We start from the raw sequence: 13,506 nt of genomic DNA, 5'->3' as shown, positions 1-13,506 counted from the left end.
CTCGGTCGTCTACGGCCGAGAAGCTGACGTGCGAGTACAGACTCGCGACCTTGACGTCGAACCGCCGGGCGAGCGCCGAGACGGTCACCTGGTCGAAGCCGACCTTGTCGGCCAGTTCCGCCCCCGCCCGGGTCAGGCGCTCCGCGGTCAGTCCTGCGCGAACCATGGCCTTCCTCCCTTTTAGCGACATATATTAGGCATTTGCCTAATAGTTTTAGGCAAATCAGCCCGTCATTTAGGAGGCCGCCGACTGGCAAGGGGGCCGCACCTGGATCGGGCGGGCCGTCCGCTCCGCGGAGCCGATAGTGATCACCATCGCTCAGAGGGAGGCGTCGAGTGGACTGGTCGGCGAGGCCGAGGAGTGCGACTTCGCGCTCACCGACCTGGTGGTGCCGGTGCCCGAACCGCAGGAACGCGGTAACGGGCCGGGGGGATCACGCCCTACCGGGCGGTACCGGTCGCGGTGAGCGCGCGCGGTGGCCGGTGGAAGCGCGGTTCGAAGAATCACGGCAATTAAGGAATTCACCTGAAGTGACAAGGTGATCACTGATAGACACTTTGCTGGAGGTCGGTCGCCGCGGCAGAACCGCCCCCATCCGAGGGGAAGGGGCAAGATCCTGATCATCGGCCTAGGCCGCTTCGAGCCTGCCTGTGTCCTCACGATGGGCCTCGACGTCGCTCTCACCGTCTCACCGTGTCGCTTGCCGGTGGCCGGGGTGATGGGCGGTACCGGTGGCCTTCAGGCCGCCTCAGGTGAACTCCGCGGGAGGGTCACCGGCCGGCGAGGGCGGCTCCGTGGCGGGTTCTTGTTCTTCGATCAGGCCGATGGGCAGCGCGCCCTCGGCGTTCCACGGGGGCTGGGTGAGCTGTTCGGAGGCGCCGTCGAACTCTGCGGCGGCCTCGGGGTGGCCGTTGTCGGCCGCGCGGCTGAACAGACTCGCGGCCGCCCAGTCTTCGTCCTTGGCCCGGTGGATCCCCGCGAGGCGATAGGCGGCCTCGGCGTGGCCGTGGTCGCTGGCCAGCCGGTAGAGGAACATCGCGAGGCTGAGCTTGTTCGGATCCGAGCACTGGTAGCGGTGGCCGTAGTGGTAGGCGAGTTCGGCGGCCACCTGCAGGCGATCGGGGTCGTCGAACAGGCCCGGCGCGGCGGGGTGACCGGCGTCGCCGGCTTGGCGCAGCCACTGGCGTGCCTCTTGGGGCCAGCCTTTCAGCAGTGCGATGACGGCCAGGCGCATGCAGTCGTCTCCGTTGCCGGCCTCGCTGCGGTTCAGCAGGCGGGTACCGGTCCTGCCGTAGATCCGCAACAACCGCTGCCGGGCCGCCGGGAGCGGCGCGAACACGATCTTGGTGCTCGACCGGTGCGGTGCTCTGCCGCTCGTTGGCCGCGCGGGGGGCGTAGGTGTGGACCGCGCCTGCTCGGCCTCGGGCCGTTGTGTGGGTGAGGGCGAGGCCGCGAACACGGTGGGGGCCGGTCCCGCCGGCGGCGTGGTGAGGGCGGGCGTGGCAGGTTCGGTGGGCACGGCCGGCGGATCGGGCCGGGCATCGTGAGCGGCCCGCCAGCTTTGATACCAGGTCTGGGTGTCGCCCATGGCCTGCACGTCCAGGCCGGTCTGCTTGGCGGCCGTCGTGCAGGCGGCCACGAAGGACGCCACCCACGCCCAGGCCGGGGCGCGTTTGCGTTTGCCGGTCAAGATGTCGTGGGTGGTGCTTGGTGCCAGCCCCCTGCCCTCGTTGTTCTCTGGAATGCGCATCGACAGCGTGTGCAGCCGAGACAGCGGCGGGGAGCCAGCCAGGCCGCGCAGCTCGTTGAGCTGATCGACGAAGGCGCATAGCGCCGCAACACGATGTTGTTCAGCCATCGCCCTTAGCCGGAAATGAGTGATCCGTGATCTACAAGTAGTAGCGGGAGTCATATTGGCACTAACCGACGGTCAAGCTGAGGGAGATCGCACATTCCGCTTCGTCCGGGATTAACCAGACGTTGACCTGCGATTACGCAATCCGGATGAGTCCGGATGAGTCCGGATAGGGTCGGCTCACATCGGAGTGATCCGGGTGGCTCCGGATGAAACCGGATGAAATCGGATAGATCCGGGCCGCCCTGAAGGACACCGAAAATCCTGCCCGCCAGGTCGGGGCAAAGGGATGTCGGCGTCGAGAACGTAAATATTTCTCACCTTGCAAAAGGGTATTTATCCGGTCTCTTCCGGACATGTTTGAATCGGTAGCGGCCAAGACGGCGGCACCTTCATCGTTGATCACACCTCAGTGCCGACGATGAAGGAGGAAGCCCATGGCGCACGCCCCGGCCGCTTCGCCTGTCTTTCTCCGCGTCACCGGCACCCGGCCGGGCTCCCCACCTCCACCGTGGGTTCACGACGACGACCAGCTGCTGACCTTGCTGGTGACCGCGTGGGCCTTGACCACCGGACGTATTCCGCCCCACTGCCCGAGCGATGAGCTCACCGAGACCGAGCTCATCGCGTTCTGGGCCGATGACCAGACCGCCGGGTCCCCGGCGACGCCACCTCAGGAGCGACCCCGATGTTCTCCGTACCCGTACTTCTCACCTTGACCGCCACCACGCTGGTGACGACCATCGCCTGCGCGCTCACCCTGGCCGCCGGCGCCGCCTGGCCCACCGCCCTGCTCAGTGGGGGCGCCGCCGGCGCCGCCACCATGAGCCTGCTCGTCCGCCTGCTCGACAACCAGCGCGACAGGAAATGAGCGGCCACCTCGAACCGGGCTGCTGACGTGCCGCCGGGCGGCGCGGACTGCGGCCACTCCGCAAACTCAGCAGTCGTCAGGTTCTCCCCTCCGCTCACCCCCGAGGGGGCTGACTCCCACCACGGTCAGGCCGAGTAGCCGGTCTGCCTCGGCGGCGGGGTCGGGGTGGTGTTCCGTGGCCAGGGCGATGCCGGTGACCAGGGTGAGCAGGTCGGCGATGGTCACGCCCGGTGTCAGCGCGCCGTCGTCTGCGGCGCGGCGCACCAGTGGCTCGCCCGCCTCGGTGAGCTGCGCCGAACAGCAGTTCTCGTGCGCCACGTCGGGGCCGGCCGCTCGGTCGCGGGTCAGTGCGACGGCCAGCCCCCGGATGGTCGCGGCGTCCGCGATGACGGCGCTCAGCCACTCCAGCAGCGCCGCCCGGGTGTCGGCCCTGCCGGTCAGGTCGCGGGCGTGGGCGCACAGGCTCTCGACCCGTTCGCGGAAGACCGCCTTCAGCAGTGCGTGGCGGCTGGGAAAGTGCCGGCGCACGGTGGCGGATCCGACTCCCGCGGTACGGGCGATCTGCTCCATGGACGCGTCGGCGCCGTGCGCGGCGATCGCCTCCTCGGCCACGGCGAGCAGGCGTACGTAGTTGCGCTGGGCGTCCGCACGCTGGGCGGGCATGGCGTCACCTCACATTTGCTAAGTGGCGGGGTCCGCCGTATCTTACCGAAGTATAAACGGCGGGGTCCGCCGTTTAATGAACGCCTACCTCAGGAGAGGCCTCATGTCCACCGATCCCGCACCCGTCCTGGTCACCGGCGCCACCGGACAGCAGGGGGGCGCCACCGCCCGCGCCCTGCTCGCGACCGGCGTCCCCGTCCGCGCGCTGGTCCGCGATCCCACGACCGACCGAGCCAGGGCGGTCGAAGCCCTCGGCGCCGAACTGGTCACCGGCGACCTTCGGGACCGCGACTCCCTGATCAGGGCCGCGACGGGAGTCCGGGCCGTCTTCTCGGTGCAGATGCCCGTGATCAAGGGAGCCGTCATCGACTTCGACGGCGAGCTGACCCAGGCCGTCAACCTGATCGACGGCGCGCTGGCCGCCGGCGTGCCGCAGTTCGTGCACACGTCCGTCTCCGGCGCAGGGCAGCACACCGAGACTCCTGGCTGGGCCGAAGGCCGCTGGGCGCCCCTGGAGCCCTACTACACCACCAAGGCCGAGATCCAGGACCGGGTCCGCAAGGCGGGCTTCAGGCACTGGACGCTCATCAAGCCGGGCTGCTTCATGGAGAACTTTCTCCCGTCCATGGCCTACCTGATTCCCCGCGGCGTCGAGGGCGGCCTGGCGACCGTGCTGAAGCCCGGCACCCGGCTCTCCCTCATCGCGGTCGACGACATCGGCAAGGCGGCCGCCGCGGCCGTCGCCGCACCGCAGCGGTTCGACGGCGTCGAGCTGGAGCTGGCCGGCGACCACCTGACGATGACGGAGATCGCCGAGGTCCTCTCCCGGGCGCTGGGCACCGAACTGACCGCGCCCGACATGACCGAGGAGGAGGCGATCGCCGCAGGAATGCCGGTGTGGGCGGGCATCTCCCACGAACACATGAACGTGGCCGGGCAACCCGCCCGCCCGGAGTACGCGCGGGCCCTCGGCATCCCGCTCACGTCCTTCGAGGAATGGGCACACGAACACCTACGGGCCACAGCCTGACACTGCCTGGGGACACTCGCCCTGTTCGCTCCTCACCCGAGCCGATGCCCTGGCGCGCCCGGGCCGCGCAAAGGGCACCTGTCCCGGCCGGGATGTTGACGACCGCCGACACCGGCCGGCTCCTCGGCGGGGCCCGGCCTGTCATGGGGGTGTCGGGCTGTCGGTGACGAAGCCGTCACCCAGGTGCACGCGACCGTGTTGAACCTGGTGACAGCTCTTCCCCGCCGGTGCTACCCCCGACCGCCGGCGGCTCCACCCCGATCCGGCGGCCCATGTCAGCCGAGCCGGGCGTATGCGACGATGCGGGCACAGCTGAAGCTGCACGGCCACGGGAACCAGACGAAGTCCATATGATCGCGGCATGGCCCTCGACTTGTTCGCCGGAATTCCGGTCACCGAGTACGCGGCAGCCCTGAAGTGGTACGAACGGCTGCTTGGCTCCCCGCCCACGTTCGTCCCGAACGACACGGAGGCCGTATGGGAGCTCGCAGAACATCGGTTCGTGTTCATCGAGCAGCGGCCCGAGCGTGCCGGCTACGCCATGCACACGATTTTCGTCGACGACCTCGACGCGTTCGTCGCGCAGATCGCCGAGCGGGGACTCGCCCCCGCCGAACGGGAGACCTACTCCAACGGCGTGCGCAAGACCACCTACCGCGATCCCGACGGGAACGAGATCGGGTTCGGCGGCGCTCCCGGGTGATCGGCCCGGACTGGTGTGACATCCGGTCATCGCTGCGTGAGCCGGGATGACGCGGTTCAGCCGGCGCGATCTCGTAATGGGGGGCGACACAACGGGATCAGCCGCTCGTGATCATTCCTGTGTGGCGAGGGCAAGATCATGAGTGGCTGCCGAGCCCGTCGTGGAGGTCCGGCGGGTGCGGTGGCGCGGACGGCGTCGACAACGGCATCGGCACCGTGTACCTGGCCTACATCCGCGCCGGTGCAGGCCACGCGCTGATCGCCTCGGGGACTGGATCCCCGAGGCGATCGGCACGGGCCTGCCGCTGGAGCCGACCTTCCGCACCAAGAGCGGGTCGGCCGTCGATTCGCTGTCCGACGCCTACGCCGATGGCGCGTGCACCACGCTGCGCACCTTCCTGGAGACGCGCGGGTGAGAGAACTCGTCTCACGGTGTCCGCGAGGGTCTCGGTCAGGTGCTGATGTAGGCCGCGAGGTGCTCGCCGGTGAGGGTGGAGCGGGCGGCGACGAGGTCGGCGGGTGTGCCCTCGAAGACGATCCGGCCGCCGTCGTGGCCGGCGCCGGGACCGAGATCGATGATCCAGTCGGCGTGCGCCATGACCGCCTGGTGGTGCTCGATGACGATGACCGACTTGCCGGAGTCGACGAGCCGGTCGAGCAGGCCGAGCAACTGCTCGACGTCGGCGAGGTGCAGGCCGGTGGTCGGCTCGTCGAGGACGTAGAGGCCGCCCTTGTCGGCCATGTGGGTGGCCAGCTTGAGCCGCTGCCGCTCGCCGCCGGACAGCGTGGTGAGCGGCTGGCCGAGGCTGAGGTAGCCGAGCCCGACGTCGGCGAGCCGGTCGAGGATGGCGTGCGCGGCCGGCGTGCGCGCCTGGCCGGCGCCGAAGAACTCCCCGGCCTCGGTCACCGACATCGCGAGCACCTCGCTGATGTCGCGGCCACCGAGATGGTGGTCCAGCACCGATGCCTGGAACCGCTTGCCCTCGCACTCCTCGCAGGTGGTGGCGACGCCGGCCATCATCGCCAGGTCGGTGTAGATGACGCCGGCGCCGTTGCAGTTGGGGCAGGCACCCTCGGAGTTGGCGCTGAACAATGCGGGCTTCACACCGTTGGCTTTCGCGAACGCCTTGCGGATCGGGTCGAGCAGTCCGGTGTAGGTCGCCGGGCTGCTTCGCCGCGAGCCGCGGATCGCACCCTGATCGACCGAGATGACACCCGCACCGGCGGGGATCGATCCGTGGATCAGCGAGCTTTTGCCGGAGCCGGCGACACCGGTGACGACGCAAAGGACGCCGAGCGGGATGTCGACGTCGACGTCGCGCAGGTTGTGACGGGTGGCACCGCGGATCTCCAGAGTGCCGGTGGAGGTGCGCACCGTCTTTTTGAGGGCGGCCCGGTCCTCGAGATGGCGGCCGGTGAGGGTGGCTCCGGTTCGAAGCCCCTCGACGGTGCCCTCGAAGCAGACGGTGCCGCCCGCCGTACCGGCGCCGGGGCCGAGGTCGACGACGTGGTCGGCGATCGCGATCGTCTCCGGCTTGTGCTCCACGACGAGCACCGTGTTGCCCTTGTCCCGCAGCCGCAGCAGCAGGCCGTTCATCCGCTGGATGTCATGGGGATGCAGGCCGATGGTGGGCTCGTCGAAGACGTAGGTGACGTCGGTGAGCGAGGAGCCGAGGTGGCGAATCATCTTGACGCGCTGTGCCTCGCCACCCGACAGCGTGCCCGACGGCCGCTCCAGCGACAGGTAGCCCAGCCCGATCTCCACGAACGAGTCGAGGGACTGCCGCAGCGCGGTGAGCAGCGGCGCCACCGACGGCTCGCCGAGGTCGCGAACCCATTCGGCAAGGTCGCTGATCTGCATCGCGCAGGCGTCGGCGATGCTGATCCCCTTGATCTTGGAGGATCGGGCCGCCTCGCTGAGCCGGGTACCGCCGCACTCGGGACAGGAGGTGAACGTCACCGCCCGCTCCACGAAGGCCCGGACGTGCGACTGCAGCGCCTCCTTCTCCTTGGACAGCATCGACTTCTGGATCTTCGGGACCAGGCCCTCGTACGTCAGGTTGATGCCATCGACCTTGATCTTGGTCGGCTCCTTGTAGAGCAGGTCGTGGAGCTCGGCCTTGGTGTACTTGCGGATCGGCTTGTCGGGGTCGAAGAAGCCGCAGCCGCTGAAGATCCGGCCGTACCAGCCGTCCATGCTGTAGCCGGGGATCGTGAGCGCACCCTCGCTGAGCGACTTGGAGTCGTCGTAGAGCTGGGACAGGTCGATGTCGGTGACCCGGCCCATGCCCTCGCAGCGCGGGCACATGCCGCCGGTGATGCTGAAGTCGCGCCGCTCCTTCATGTTCTTCCCGCCGCGCTCGAACGAGACCGCACCCGTTCCGCTGATGGAGGCGACGTTGAAGGAGAATGCCTGGGGCGAGCCGATATGCGGCCGGCCGAGTCGGCTGAAGAGGATGCGCAGCATCGCGTTGGCGTCGGTGACGGTGCCGACCGTGGAGCGGGGGTTGGCCCCCATCCGCTCCTGGTCGACGAGGATCGCGGTCGTCAGCCCTTCAAGGACGTCGACCTCGGGCCGCGCCAGCGTCGGCATGAAGCCCTGCACGAAGGCGCTGTAGGTCTCGTTGATCAGACGCTGTGACTCCGCGGCGATCGTGCCGAACACCAGCGAGCTCTTGCCCGAGCCGGAGACGCCGGTGAACACCGTCAGCCGACGCTTCGGGATCTCGACGCTGACATCCTTGAGATTGTTCACACGCGCGCCGTGCACACGGATCAGATCGTGGCTGTCGGCAGCGGGTAGCGCAGGCGACTGCGGGTCCGTCATGGGGGCCGTGCTCATCGTGTCTCCATCTGTTAGGCGAGGTCGCCTTCGCGGTCTTCGTCGGTGTGGCCTGGCTTGATCTAACCAGTTTCAAGTAGTACGTCTGGTTTTTCCTTCAGTGGGGCGGTCACGGCAGCAGTCCACCGCGTCAGCCGGGGACGCGACTCGTTCCCCCCGGACATCGATTGCTCGGTGGCGCGACGACGTTGGGCAGGGGAGCGGGGGCGGCACTCATCGGTCGTGAAGCGGTTCGGGGACGCTGCCGTCAGGGGCGGCGGCGGTGGCTCCAGGTGGTCGCCAGGTGGTCGCCGTCGGCGTCGTGCGCGGGCTCCCGCACGGTGCCGTCTGTGCGATCACGGCTGCGATCGCCGGACGGTTCAGCGAACCTCCTGGATGCGGACCAGGTTGCCCGCGGGGTCGCGGAAGGCGCAGTCGCGGACGCCGTACGGCTGCTCGGTCGGCTCCTGGACGACCTCGGCGTCGCCGGCCTGCAGCTTCTCGAAGGTGCCGTCGAGGTCGGGGGTGGCCAGCAGGATCCAGCCGTAGGTGCCCTTGGCCATCATCTCGGCGATGGTGCGGCGCTCGTCGTCGGTGACGCCGGGGTCGGCGGCCGGCGGGGCCAGGAGGATGGACGTGCCGGGCTGCCCGGCGGGGCCGACCGTGATCCAGCGCATCTTGCCCTGTCCGACGTCGTTGCGTACCTCGAAGCCGAGGGTGTCGCGGTAGAAGGCCAGGGAGGCGTCCGGGTCGTCGTGCGGGAGGAAGCTCGTGTGAATGGTGATGTCCATGGCAGTCACGCTAGGTGCGGCTCGGGGGCCGGCGCTTCTCGATTCCTGATCGGTCTGGTCACCTGCTTCGCCACGCAGGACGGCATTCCCGCGGTCGCCTCCGCCGCCTGGCGCCGGTAGACGCTGGGCGGCGCACCGACCAGTTCGGTGAAGCGGGTGCTGAAGGTGCCCAGCGACGAGCAGCCGACCGCGAAGCAGACCTCGGTGACGCTGAGGTCGCCGCGGCGCAGCAGCGCCATCGCGCGCTCGATACGACGCGTCATCAGGTAGCCGTAGGGCGACTCGCCGTAGGCGCGCCGGAACTCGCGGCTGAGGTGCCCGGCCGACATGTGCACGCCGCGGGCCAGCGCCTCGACGTCCAGCGGCTGCGCGTACTCCCGGTCGATCCGGTCGCGGACACGGCGCAGCCGCGCGAGGTCGCGCAGGTGTTGCGCCGTGGCGGGTCTGCTGGTCACATGCGAATCGTACGTCGCGCGGGAGTCGCCCAGCGCCGCTGGTGTCCCACCCCACTCCGTGGACGGCAACCGTAAGCCGCGGTCGCGGCAGGTGATCTTCGGCAGTCCAAGGCTGCGCCGGTTCATGGCGAGGAGCAAGCAGACGCGCCTGGGCAACGAGGACCTGGCCACCGCCTGACCTGCCACCCAAGGCTGTCACACCTTCAACGGTATCATTGCGCCATAGGTGTAAACTTTGGCGTTATTTCCCGCTGTTGACGAGAGCCTACCTTCAAAATACGGTTGCGACCCATCGATCTGGCGCGCGAGCACGGCCTGTCCACGCAGGCGGTGCGCAACTACGAGGAGGCGGGGATCCTGCCGCCGGCCGAGCGCTCGCCGCACGGCTACCGCGTCTACGCTCCGCGCCACGCGGCGGCGTTGCGGACGTTCCTGGTGCTGATACCCGCGCACGGCCACGCGGCCGCGGGGGCCATCATGCGGGCCGTGAACGGCGGCGCGGCCGAGGAGGCGCTGCGGCTGATCGACGAGAGCCACGCGCAACTGGCCGGCGACCGGTGCACGCTGGAGGCCGTGGAACGGGCACTGGGCGACCTGGCACCGCCGCGTGATCTGGAGCCGGGTGTGACGTTCATCGGGCCGCTGGCGCGCAGGCTCGGTATCCGGCCGGCGACGTTGCGCAAATGGGAGCGGGCCGGGCTGATCGTGCCCCGGCGCGACCCGCGCACCGGCTACCGCGTCTACACCTCCGCCGACGTGCGTGACGTGCTGCTGGCACACCAGTTGCGGCGGGGCGGGCACGGGCTGGAGCAGATCGCGCGGGTGCTGGAGCAGGTGCGGGCGGCGGGCGGAGCGGAACCGCTGCAGGCGACGCTGCGGGAGTGGCGCGACCGGCTGACGGCGCGGGGCTTGGCGATGCTGGCGGGCGCGGGCGCGCTCGACACCTATCTGGGGACGTCGTAGCACCTGACGGCGAGTTCACAGGTGGTCGCACGAACGTTTCCTTTGTGGGTGACCGGCCTCGACCCGGTGCCGGGCGGCCGCGGAAGTTCGGACCTCGGGCACGCCGGCGCGGGCGCACGGCTCGCCGTCGCCGACGCCGTCAGGTCCGCGCTCGTGCGGCATCGGGACCACCGCTTCGACGATGGCGGCGCGGGTGCGGGCAGGGGCGATCGTCAAGCCTTCGGCAACCGGCGCGCAAGGGATGGCACCGATCGGTTCGACCTTTGAGGCCTTCGATGACAGATCCGCTTGCCGCCGACCCGCCTCGCCGCCGGCATGTCCTCCAGCATGCCGATCGTCGTCTACTTCGCCGGCACCGGCCTGGGCATCGCATTCAGCGGCGCGACCATCCCGGCGCCGGGAGATCGCCGGCAGCTCGCCTGGGCCGGATCAAGACGGACGCCTGACGGGAACCGATGGCCGCGGCTCACCCCTGGACGGAAGTCCCACAGCAACGTCCAGGCGCGACCACCTGGTCTTCACGCTTCACGTCTTCACGGCGCCGGCCGGGTCCGGTGGGCGGTCTGGGATAACGCTGGGTTCGCCGTGCCTGAGGCCGCGTCACGGGTCCGTGGCCCGCCGGGCGCGGAGAGCCCGGAGCTTGTGGCGGTTGCCGCAGCGCTCCATCGCGCACCAGCGCCGGGCGCCGGGGCGGGAGGTGTCGACGAACACCAGCGGGCAGTTGTCGCTCGCGCACTCGCGGATGCGTTCGGCGAGCGGCCCGGACAGCAGTTCGATCATCTCCCGCGCCAGCGTCGACAGTGCCTGCGTTGCCCGCACCGGCGGCGCCCACCCCGCGGTCGTGCCGTCGGCGGCGAGCGCGGGGATCAGCGGCGCCGCGGCCGCGGCCCGGTTGATGGTGGCGACGGTTCCGGTGGGGAGGGGGTGACGCGCCGCCTGGGCGTGTGCCGCGTCCCAGATCGCCTGGCGGAGGGTCTTGGCCGCGGTCAGCTCGCGGGCCGTCACGGGGACCGTCATGACCGCGGCCAGTGGCGGCTGGGCCAGCCATTCACCGAGGTCGGCAGGCTCGTGCAGGGTCTCGAAAACCGCGTATCGGCCCTCACCGCCGGTGTGGGCGAAGTCCAGGCAGACGGCGCCGGCATCGAACCGGAACGACCCGCCCTTGGGGTCGTGCAGCACCCGTCCGGTTGCGTTCGCTCGCATGACACTACTATAACTGGTGTCGAACGAAACCAGTATGACCGGTGTTATCGTCAAGAGGAGAGCGACACATGGGTGTACGGCACATCAACCCCGAAGGACTCCATCGCAGCCCGGCCTTCAGCCAGGCCGTCGTGGTCGAACAGCCGACGAAGACGATCTACGTCGGCGGGCAGAACGGCGTCGGCGCCGACGGCAAGGTCGTCGGTCCCACGGTCGGGGAGCAGTCCAGGCAGGCGTTCCGCAACCTCACGACCATCCTGGAGAGCGAGGGGGCGAGCCTGGCGAACATCGTGCACTGGCGCATCGCCGTGGTGGACGGGCACACGTTCGACGAGGGGGTGGCCGCCTTCCAGGAGGTGTGGAACCGGGCCGACCCGCCGCCGGCCATCACGGTCCACGTCGTGGCCGGCCTGGGCCCCGGCTTCCTCGTCGAGATCGACGCCGTCGCCGTCGTGTGACCCCCTTCGACGCCGCTGTCGGCCTCGCCGTACCGCCGCCTCTCCCGCCTGCGGAAGGGACACAGCAGGTCGATGATGACGGCGCCGCCGTGCTCGCGGCCTGCGACGCCTCCTCAACGAACACCGGCCCCGCGTGTTCGGCCGAGATGGCGGGCAGGTCCGCCTCCGGGACGCCGAAGATCTCGCGCAGGCGGAGATGCCGCGCTACCGGCGCGTCACGCGTGCTCCGCGCAGAAGCAGCCAACGCCCTTTTCGATCCACTCCTGGCCGACCCACTCCGGGTGCCGCTCGATCATCAGCGCCTTGACCTCCGCGACGATTGTCTCCTGGGTCATAGCCGAGTCGCGCCGCACCCAGGTCTCGTCGCGCAGCAGCTCGAGATAGTCACGGACATCGACCAGCAACTGCGGGCCGGAGATGTCGCCGTGGCCGGGCACCACCACCTTCGGGCCGGTCGCGACCAGGCCGCGCATCACCTCGATCCAGCGCAACCCCGAGACGTCGGTGTCGTACGGCGGGAACCACGGGAAGATCGAGAACTGTCCGGCGTCGACCAGGTCACCGGTGAACAGCACACCCGCGTCAGGGACGGTCACCACCTGGTCGCCCTTGCTGTGGGCGCGTCCCGTGGCACGCAGCCGCACGACCCGGCCGCCCAGGTCGAGCTCGTACGCGCCGTCGTAGACCGCGTCCGGCGTGACCGGCTCGACGTCTTCCAGCTGCCGCGCGATCGGCGCGCCGAGGCCGCGGAACATCTCGAGGTAGCCCGGCCCCTTGCCGGCCAGGTCCGCTGCCTGCGCGCCGTTGACGAGGTACGTCGCCTCGCCCGCGAAGGCTTGCGCGCCGAACGCGTGCTCAGGGTGGAAGTGCGTCGTGGTCAGGTAGAGCTTGCGGCCCTTGGCGTACTCGGTTGCGAAGGCGAGCACCTTCTCGCCGTTGCGCGGTCCCATGCCGGTCTCGACGACCAGCACAGAGTGGTCGCCGCCGATGACGCCGATGTTGGGCACGAGCTCCGCCCCGCGGTTCGGGATCACCACCAGGTCGCGGGCGAGTTCCCGGACCTGGGAGATCTCGACGATCGGCTCGTGGGTGAGGGGTTCGGAAGACATGCTCCGACCCTGCCGCCGGCGCGTGCCCGGCGTCCAACACCGATTCCGCAATCCCGATATCCGCGAGGCGGACTTCACCGACCCCACCACGGGACTGCGCAACGGCCTGGCCGATGTGGCGCTCACCCGACTGCCCTTTGACGACATCGGCATCAGCACGCGCGTGCTGCGTTCCGACCCGGTCGGGGTCGTCCTGCGCGCGGACGACCCGCTGGCCGGCCGCGACACCCTGTGCCTGGCCGACCTCGCCGGCCGTCCCTGGTTCCAGTTGCCAGAGGGCACGGACCCGGTCTGGCGCGCCTACTGGAACGGGGCGACGCCCGTCGGCGAGCGGCCTGCCGGCCCGGTGGTGCGCACCGTCAACGAATGCACGCAGGCCGTCCTCTGGAACGGCATGGTCGGCATCGCGCCGCTCACCCATGCCCTGCCCGACGAGCTGACCTGGGCGCCCCTGACCGACATGCCCCCGAGCCTTCTTGTTGTCGCCTGGGCGACCGAGCATGAGAGTCCCCTGATCCGCTCATTCGCCCACATCGCCGTTAACGCGTACCGGTCGGCGCAAACGTAGCCGAGTCCGTGCGACC

16 protein-coding genes and 1 pseudogene are annotated in these 13,506 nt (G+C 69.7%); 9 read left to right on the top strand and 8 right to left on the bottom strand.

The features are described 5' to 3' along the window. Positions 1-25: 25 nt before the first annotated feature. Positions 26-166: pseudogene (locus tag ACFQVD_RS09950) on the bottom strand (TetR family transcriptional regulator); the annotation flags it as partial. 139 nt (positions 167-305) lie between these two features. Between ACFQVD_RS09950 and ACFQVD_RS09945 the strand changes: the two are divergent. After that, positions 306-467, top strand: coding sequence for a hypothetical protein (locus ACFQVD_RS09945; protein ID WP_343981486.1), 162 nt, complete (start codon positions 306-308; stop codon positions 465-467). A gap of 282 nt (positions 468-749) precedes the next feature. On the opposite strand, the gene ACFQVD_RS09940 is transcribed toward ACFQVD_RS09945, so the two are convergent. After that, positions 750-1,859 (bottom strand): tetratricopeptide repeat protein, encoded by a 1,110-nt coding sequence (locus ACFQVD_RS09940; RefSeq protein ID WP_343981489.1) that lies wholly within the window; start codon positions 1,857-1,859, stop codon positions 750-752. A 685-nt stretch (positions 1,860-2,544) separates the two neighbouring features. On the opposite strand from ACFQVD_RS09940, the gene ACFQVD_RS09935 reads away from it, so the two are divergent. Further along, on the top strand, positions 2,545-2,727 hold the full coding sequence (locus ACFQVD_RS09935) for a hypothetical protein (RefSeq protein WP_343981492.1): 183 nt from the start codon (positions 2,545-2,547) through the stop codon (positions 2,725-2,727). A gap of 66 nt (positions 2,728-2,793) precedes the next feature. Here ACFQVD_RS09935 and ACFQVD_RS09930 read toward each other — a convergent pair whose 3' ends face one another. Beyond that, on the bottom strand, positions 2,794-3,390 hold the full coding sequence (locus tag ACFQVD_RS09930; protein ID WP_343981495.1) for a TetR/AcrR family transcriptional regulator: 597 nt from the start codon (positions 3,388-3,390) through the stop codon (positions 2,794-2,796). A 103-nt stretch (positions 3,391-3,493) separates the two neighbouring features. Here ACFQVD_RS09930 and ACFQVD_RS09925 point away from each other — a divergent pair, with 103 nt between their 5' ends. The 3 genes from ACFQVD_RS09925 (at position 3,494) to ACFQVD_RS09915 (ending at position 5,538) form a co-directional block, all read left to right on the top strand. Continuing rightward, complete coding sequence (locus tag ACFQVD_RS09925; protein WP_386270898.1) at positions 3,494-4,420, top strand: NmrA/HSCARG family protein; 927 nt, start codon at positions 3,494-3,496, stop codon at positions 4,418-4,420. A 361-nt stretch (positions 4,421-4,781) separates the two neighbouring features. Next, on the top strand, positions 4,782-5,123 hold the full coding sequence (locus ACFQVD_RS09920; RefSeq protein WP_343981500.1) for a VOC family protein: 342 nt from the start codon (positions 4,782-4,784) through the stop codon (positions 5,121-5,123). A 142-nt stretch (positions 5,124-5,265) separates the two neighbouring features. Next, complete coding sequence (locus tag ACFQVD_RS09915; protein ID WP_343981503.1) at positions 5,266-5,538, top strand: hypothetical protein; 273 nt, start codon at positions 5,266-5,268, stop codon at positions 5,536-5,538. A gap of 35 nt (positions 5,539-5,573) precedes the next feature. Here ACFQVD_RS09915 and ACFQVD_RS09910 read toward each other — a convergent pair whose 3' ends face one another. The 3 genes from ACFQVD_RS09910 to ACFQVD_RS09900 all read right to left on the bottom strand — a co-directional run bounded on the left by ACFQVD_RS09910 (position 5,574) and on the right by ACFQVD_RS09900 (position 9,189). Next, on the bottom strand, positions 5,574-7,964 hold the full coding sequence (locus ACFQVD_RS09910) for an excinuclease ABC subunit UvrA (protein WP_343981506.1): 2,391 nt from the start codon (positions 7,962-7,964) through the stop codon (positions 5,574-5,576). A 359-nt stretch (positions 7,965-8,323) separates the two neighbouring features. Further along, entirely contained in the window at positions 8,324-8,734 is a 411-nt protein-coding gene (locus ACFQVD_RS09905) for a VOC family protein (protein WP_343981509.1), read from the bottom strand. Positions 8,735-8,739: 5 nt separating this feature from the next. Further along, on the bottom strand, positions 8,740-9,189 hold the full coding sequence (locus ACFQVD_RS09900; RefSeq protein ID WP_343981511.1) for a helix-turn-helix transcriptional regulator: 450 nt from the start codon (positions 9,187-9,189) through the stop codon (positions 8,740-8,742). Positions 9,190-9,471: 282 nt separating this feature from the next. Here ACFQVD_RS09900 and ACFQVD_RS09895 point away from each other — a divergent pair, with 282 nt between their 5' ends. Further along, positions 9,472-10,152 (top strand): TioE family transcriptional regulator, encoded by a 681-nt coding sequence (locus ACFQVD_RS09895; RefSeq protein ID WP_343981514.1) that lies wholly within the window; start codon positions 9,472-9,474, stop codon positions 10,150-10,152. A 48-nt stretch (positions 10,153-10,200) separates the two neighbouring features. Next, the gene (locus ACFQVD_RS09890) at positions 10,201-10,419 is read left to right on the top strand and encodes a hypothetical protein (RefSeq protein WP_343981517.1); all 219 of its coding nucleotides are present in this window, start codon (positions 10,201-10,203) and stop codon (positions 10,417-10,419) included. Between the two features lie 333 nt (positions 10,420-10,752). Here the strand turns inward: ACFQVD_RS09890 and ACFQVD_RS09885 are convergent, their stop codons facing one another. Then, positions 10,753-11,355, bottom strand: a complete 603-nt coding sequence (locus ACFQVD_RS09885) for a CGNR zinc finger domain-containing protein (protein ID WP_343981519.1) — start codon at positions 11,353-11,355, stop codon at positions 10,753-10,755. Positions 11,356-11,423: 68 nt separating this feature from the next. On the opposite strand from ACFQVD_RS09885, the gene ACFQVD_RS09880 reads away from it, so the two are divergent. Then, positions 11,424-11,813: a RidA family protein gene (locus tag ACFQVD_RS09880; RefSeq protein WP_343981521.1), complete on the top strand. Its 390-nt coding sequence runs from the start codon at positions 11,424-11,426 to the stop codon at positions 11,811-11,813. 215 nt (positions 11,814-12,028) lie between these two features. Here the strand turns inward: ACFQVD_RS09880 and ACFQVD_RS09875 are convergent, their stop codons facing one another. Next, positions 12,029-12,922: an MBL fold metallo-hydrolase gene (locus ACFQVD_RS09875; RefSeq protein WP_343981524.1), complete on the bottom strand. Its 894-nt coding sequence runs from the start codon at positions 12,920-12,922 to the stop codon at positions 12,029-12,031. Positions 12,923-12,944: 22 nt separating this feature from the next. On the opposite strand from ACFQVD_RS09875, the gene ACFQVD_RS09870 reads away from it, so the two are divergent. Beyond that, entirely contained in the window at positions 12,945-13,490 is a 546-nt protein-coding gene (locus ACFQVD_RS09870) for a LysR family substrate-binding domain-containing protein (protein ID WP_343981528.1), read from the top strand. The last annotated feature ends 16 nt before the right edge of the window (positions 13,491-13,506 follow it).

The organism is Streptosporangium amethystogenes subsp. fukuiense, from assembly GCF_042665875.1.
GTDB classification, from domain to species: domain Bacteria; phylum Actinomycetota; class Actinomycetes; order Streptosporangiales; family Streptosporangiaceae; genus Streptosporangium; species Streptosporangium fukuiense.
The sequence above is the reverse complement of the archived record's forward strand: the minus strand, read 5'-3'. Positions and strand labels throughout refer to the sequence as shown.

Bases quoted from the DNA above. Each gene is read 5' to 3' on its own strand.
- ACFQVD_RS09880 (WP_343981521.1), top strand. From the start codon at position 11,424: ATGGGTGTACGGCACATCAACCCCGAAGGACTCCATCGCAGCCCGGCC.
- ACFQVD_RS09875 (WP_343981524.1), bottom strand. From the start codon at position 12,922: ATGTCTTCCGAACCCCTCACCCACGAGCCGATCGTCGAGATCTCCCAG.
- ACFQVD_RS09935 (WP_343981492.1), top strand. From the start codon at position 2,545: ATGTTCTCCGTACCCGTACTTCTCACCTTGACCGCCACCACGCTGGTG.
- ACFQVD_RS09925 (WP_386270898.1), top strand. From the start codon at position 3,494: ATGTCCACCGATCCCGCACCCGTCCTGGTCACCGGCGCCACCGGACAG.
- ACFQVD_RS09920 (WP_343981500.1), top strand. From the start codon at position 4,782: ATGGCCCTCGACTTGTTCGCCGGAATTCCGGTCACCGAGTACGCGGCA.
- ACFQVD_RS09885 (WP_343981519.1), bottom strand. From the start codon at position 11,355: ATGCGAGCGAACGCAACCGGACGGGTGCTGCACGACCCCAAGGGCGGG.
- ACFQVD_RS09905 (WP_343981509.1), bottom strand. From the start codon at position 8,734: ATGGACATCACCATTCACACGAGCTTCCTCCCGCACGACGACCCGGAC.
- ACFQVD_RS09910 (WP_343981506.1), bottom strand. From the start codon at position 7,964: ATGAGCACGGCCCCCATGACGGACCCGCAGTCGCCTGCGCTACCCGCT.
- ACFQVD_RS09940 (WP_343981489.1), bottom strand. From the start codon at position 1,859: ATGGCTGAACAACATCGTGTTGCGGCGCTATGCGCCTTCGTCGATCAG.
- ACFQVD_RS09930 (WP_343981495.1), bottom strand. From the start codon at position 3,390: ATGCCCGCCCAGCGTGCGGACGCCCAGCGCAACTACGTACGCCTGCTC.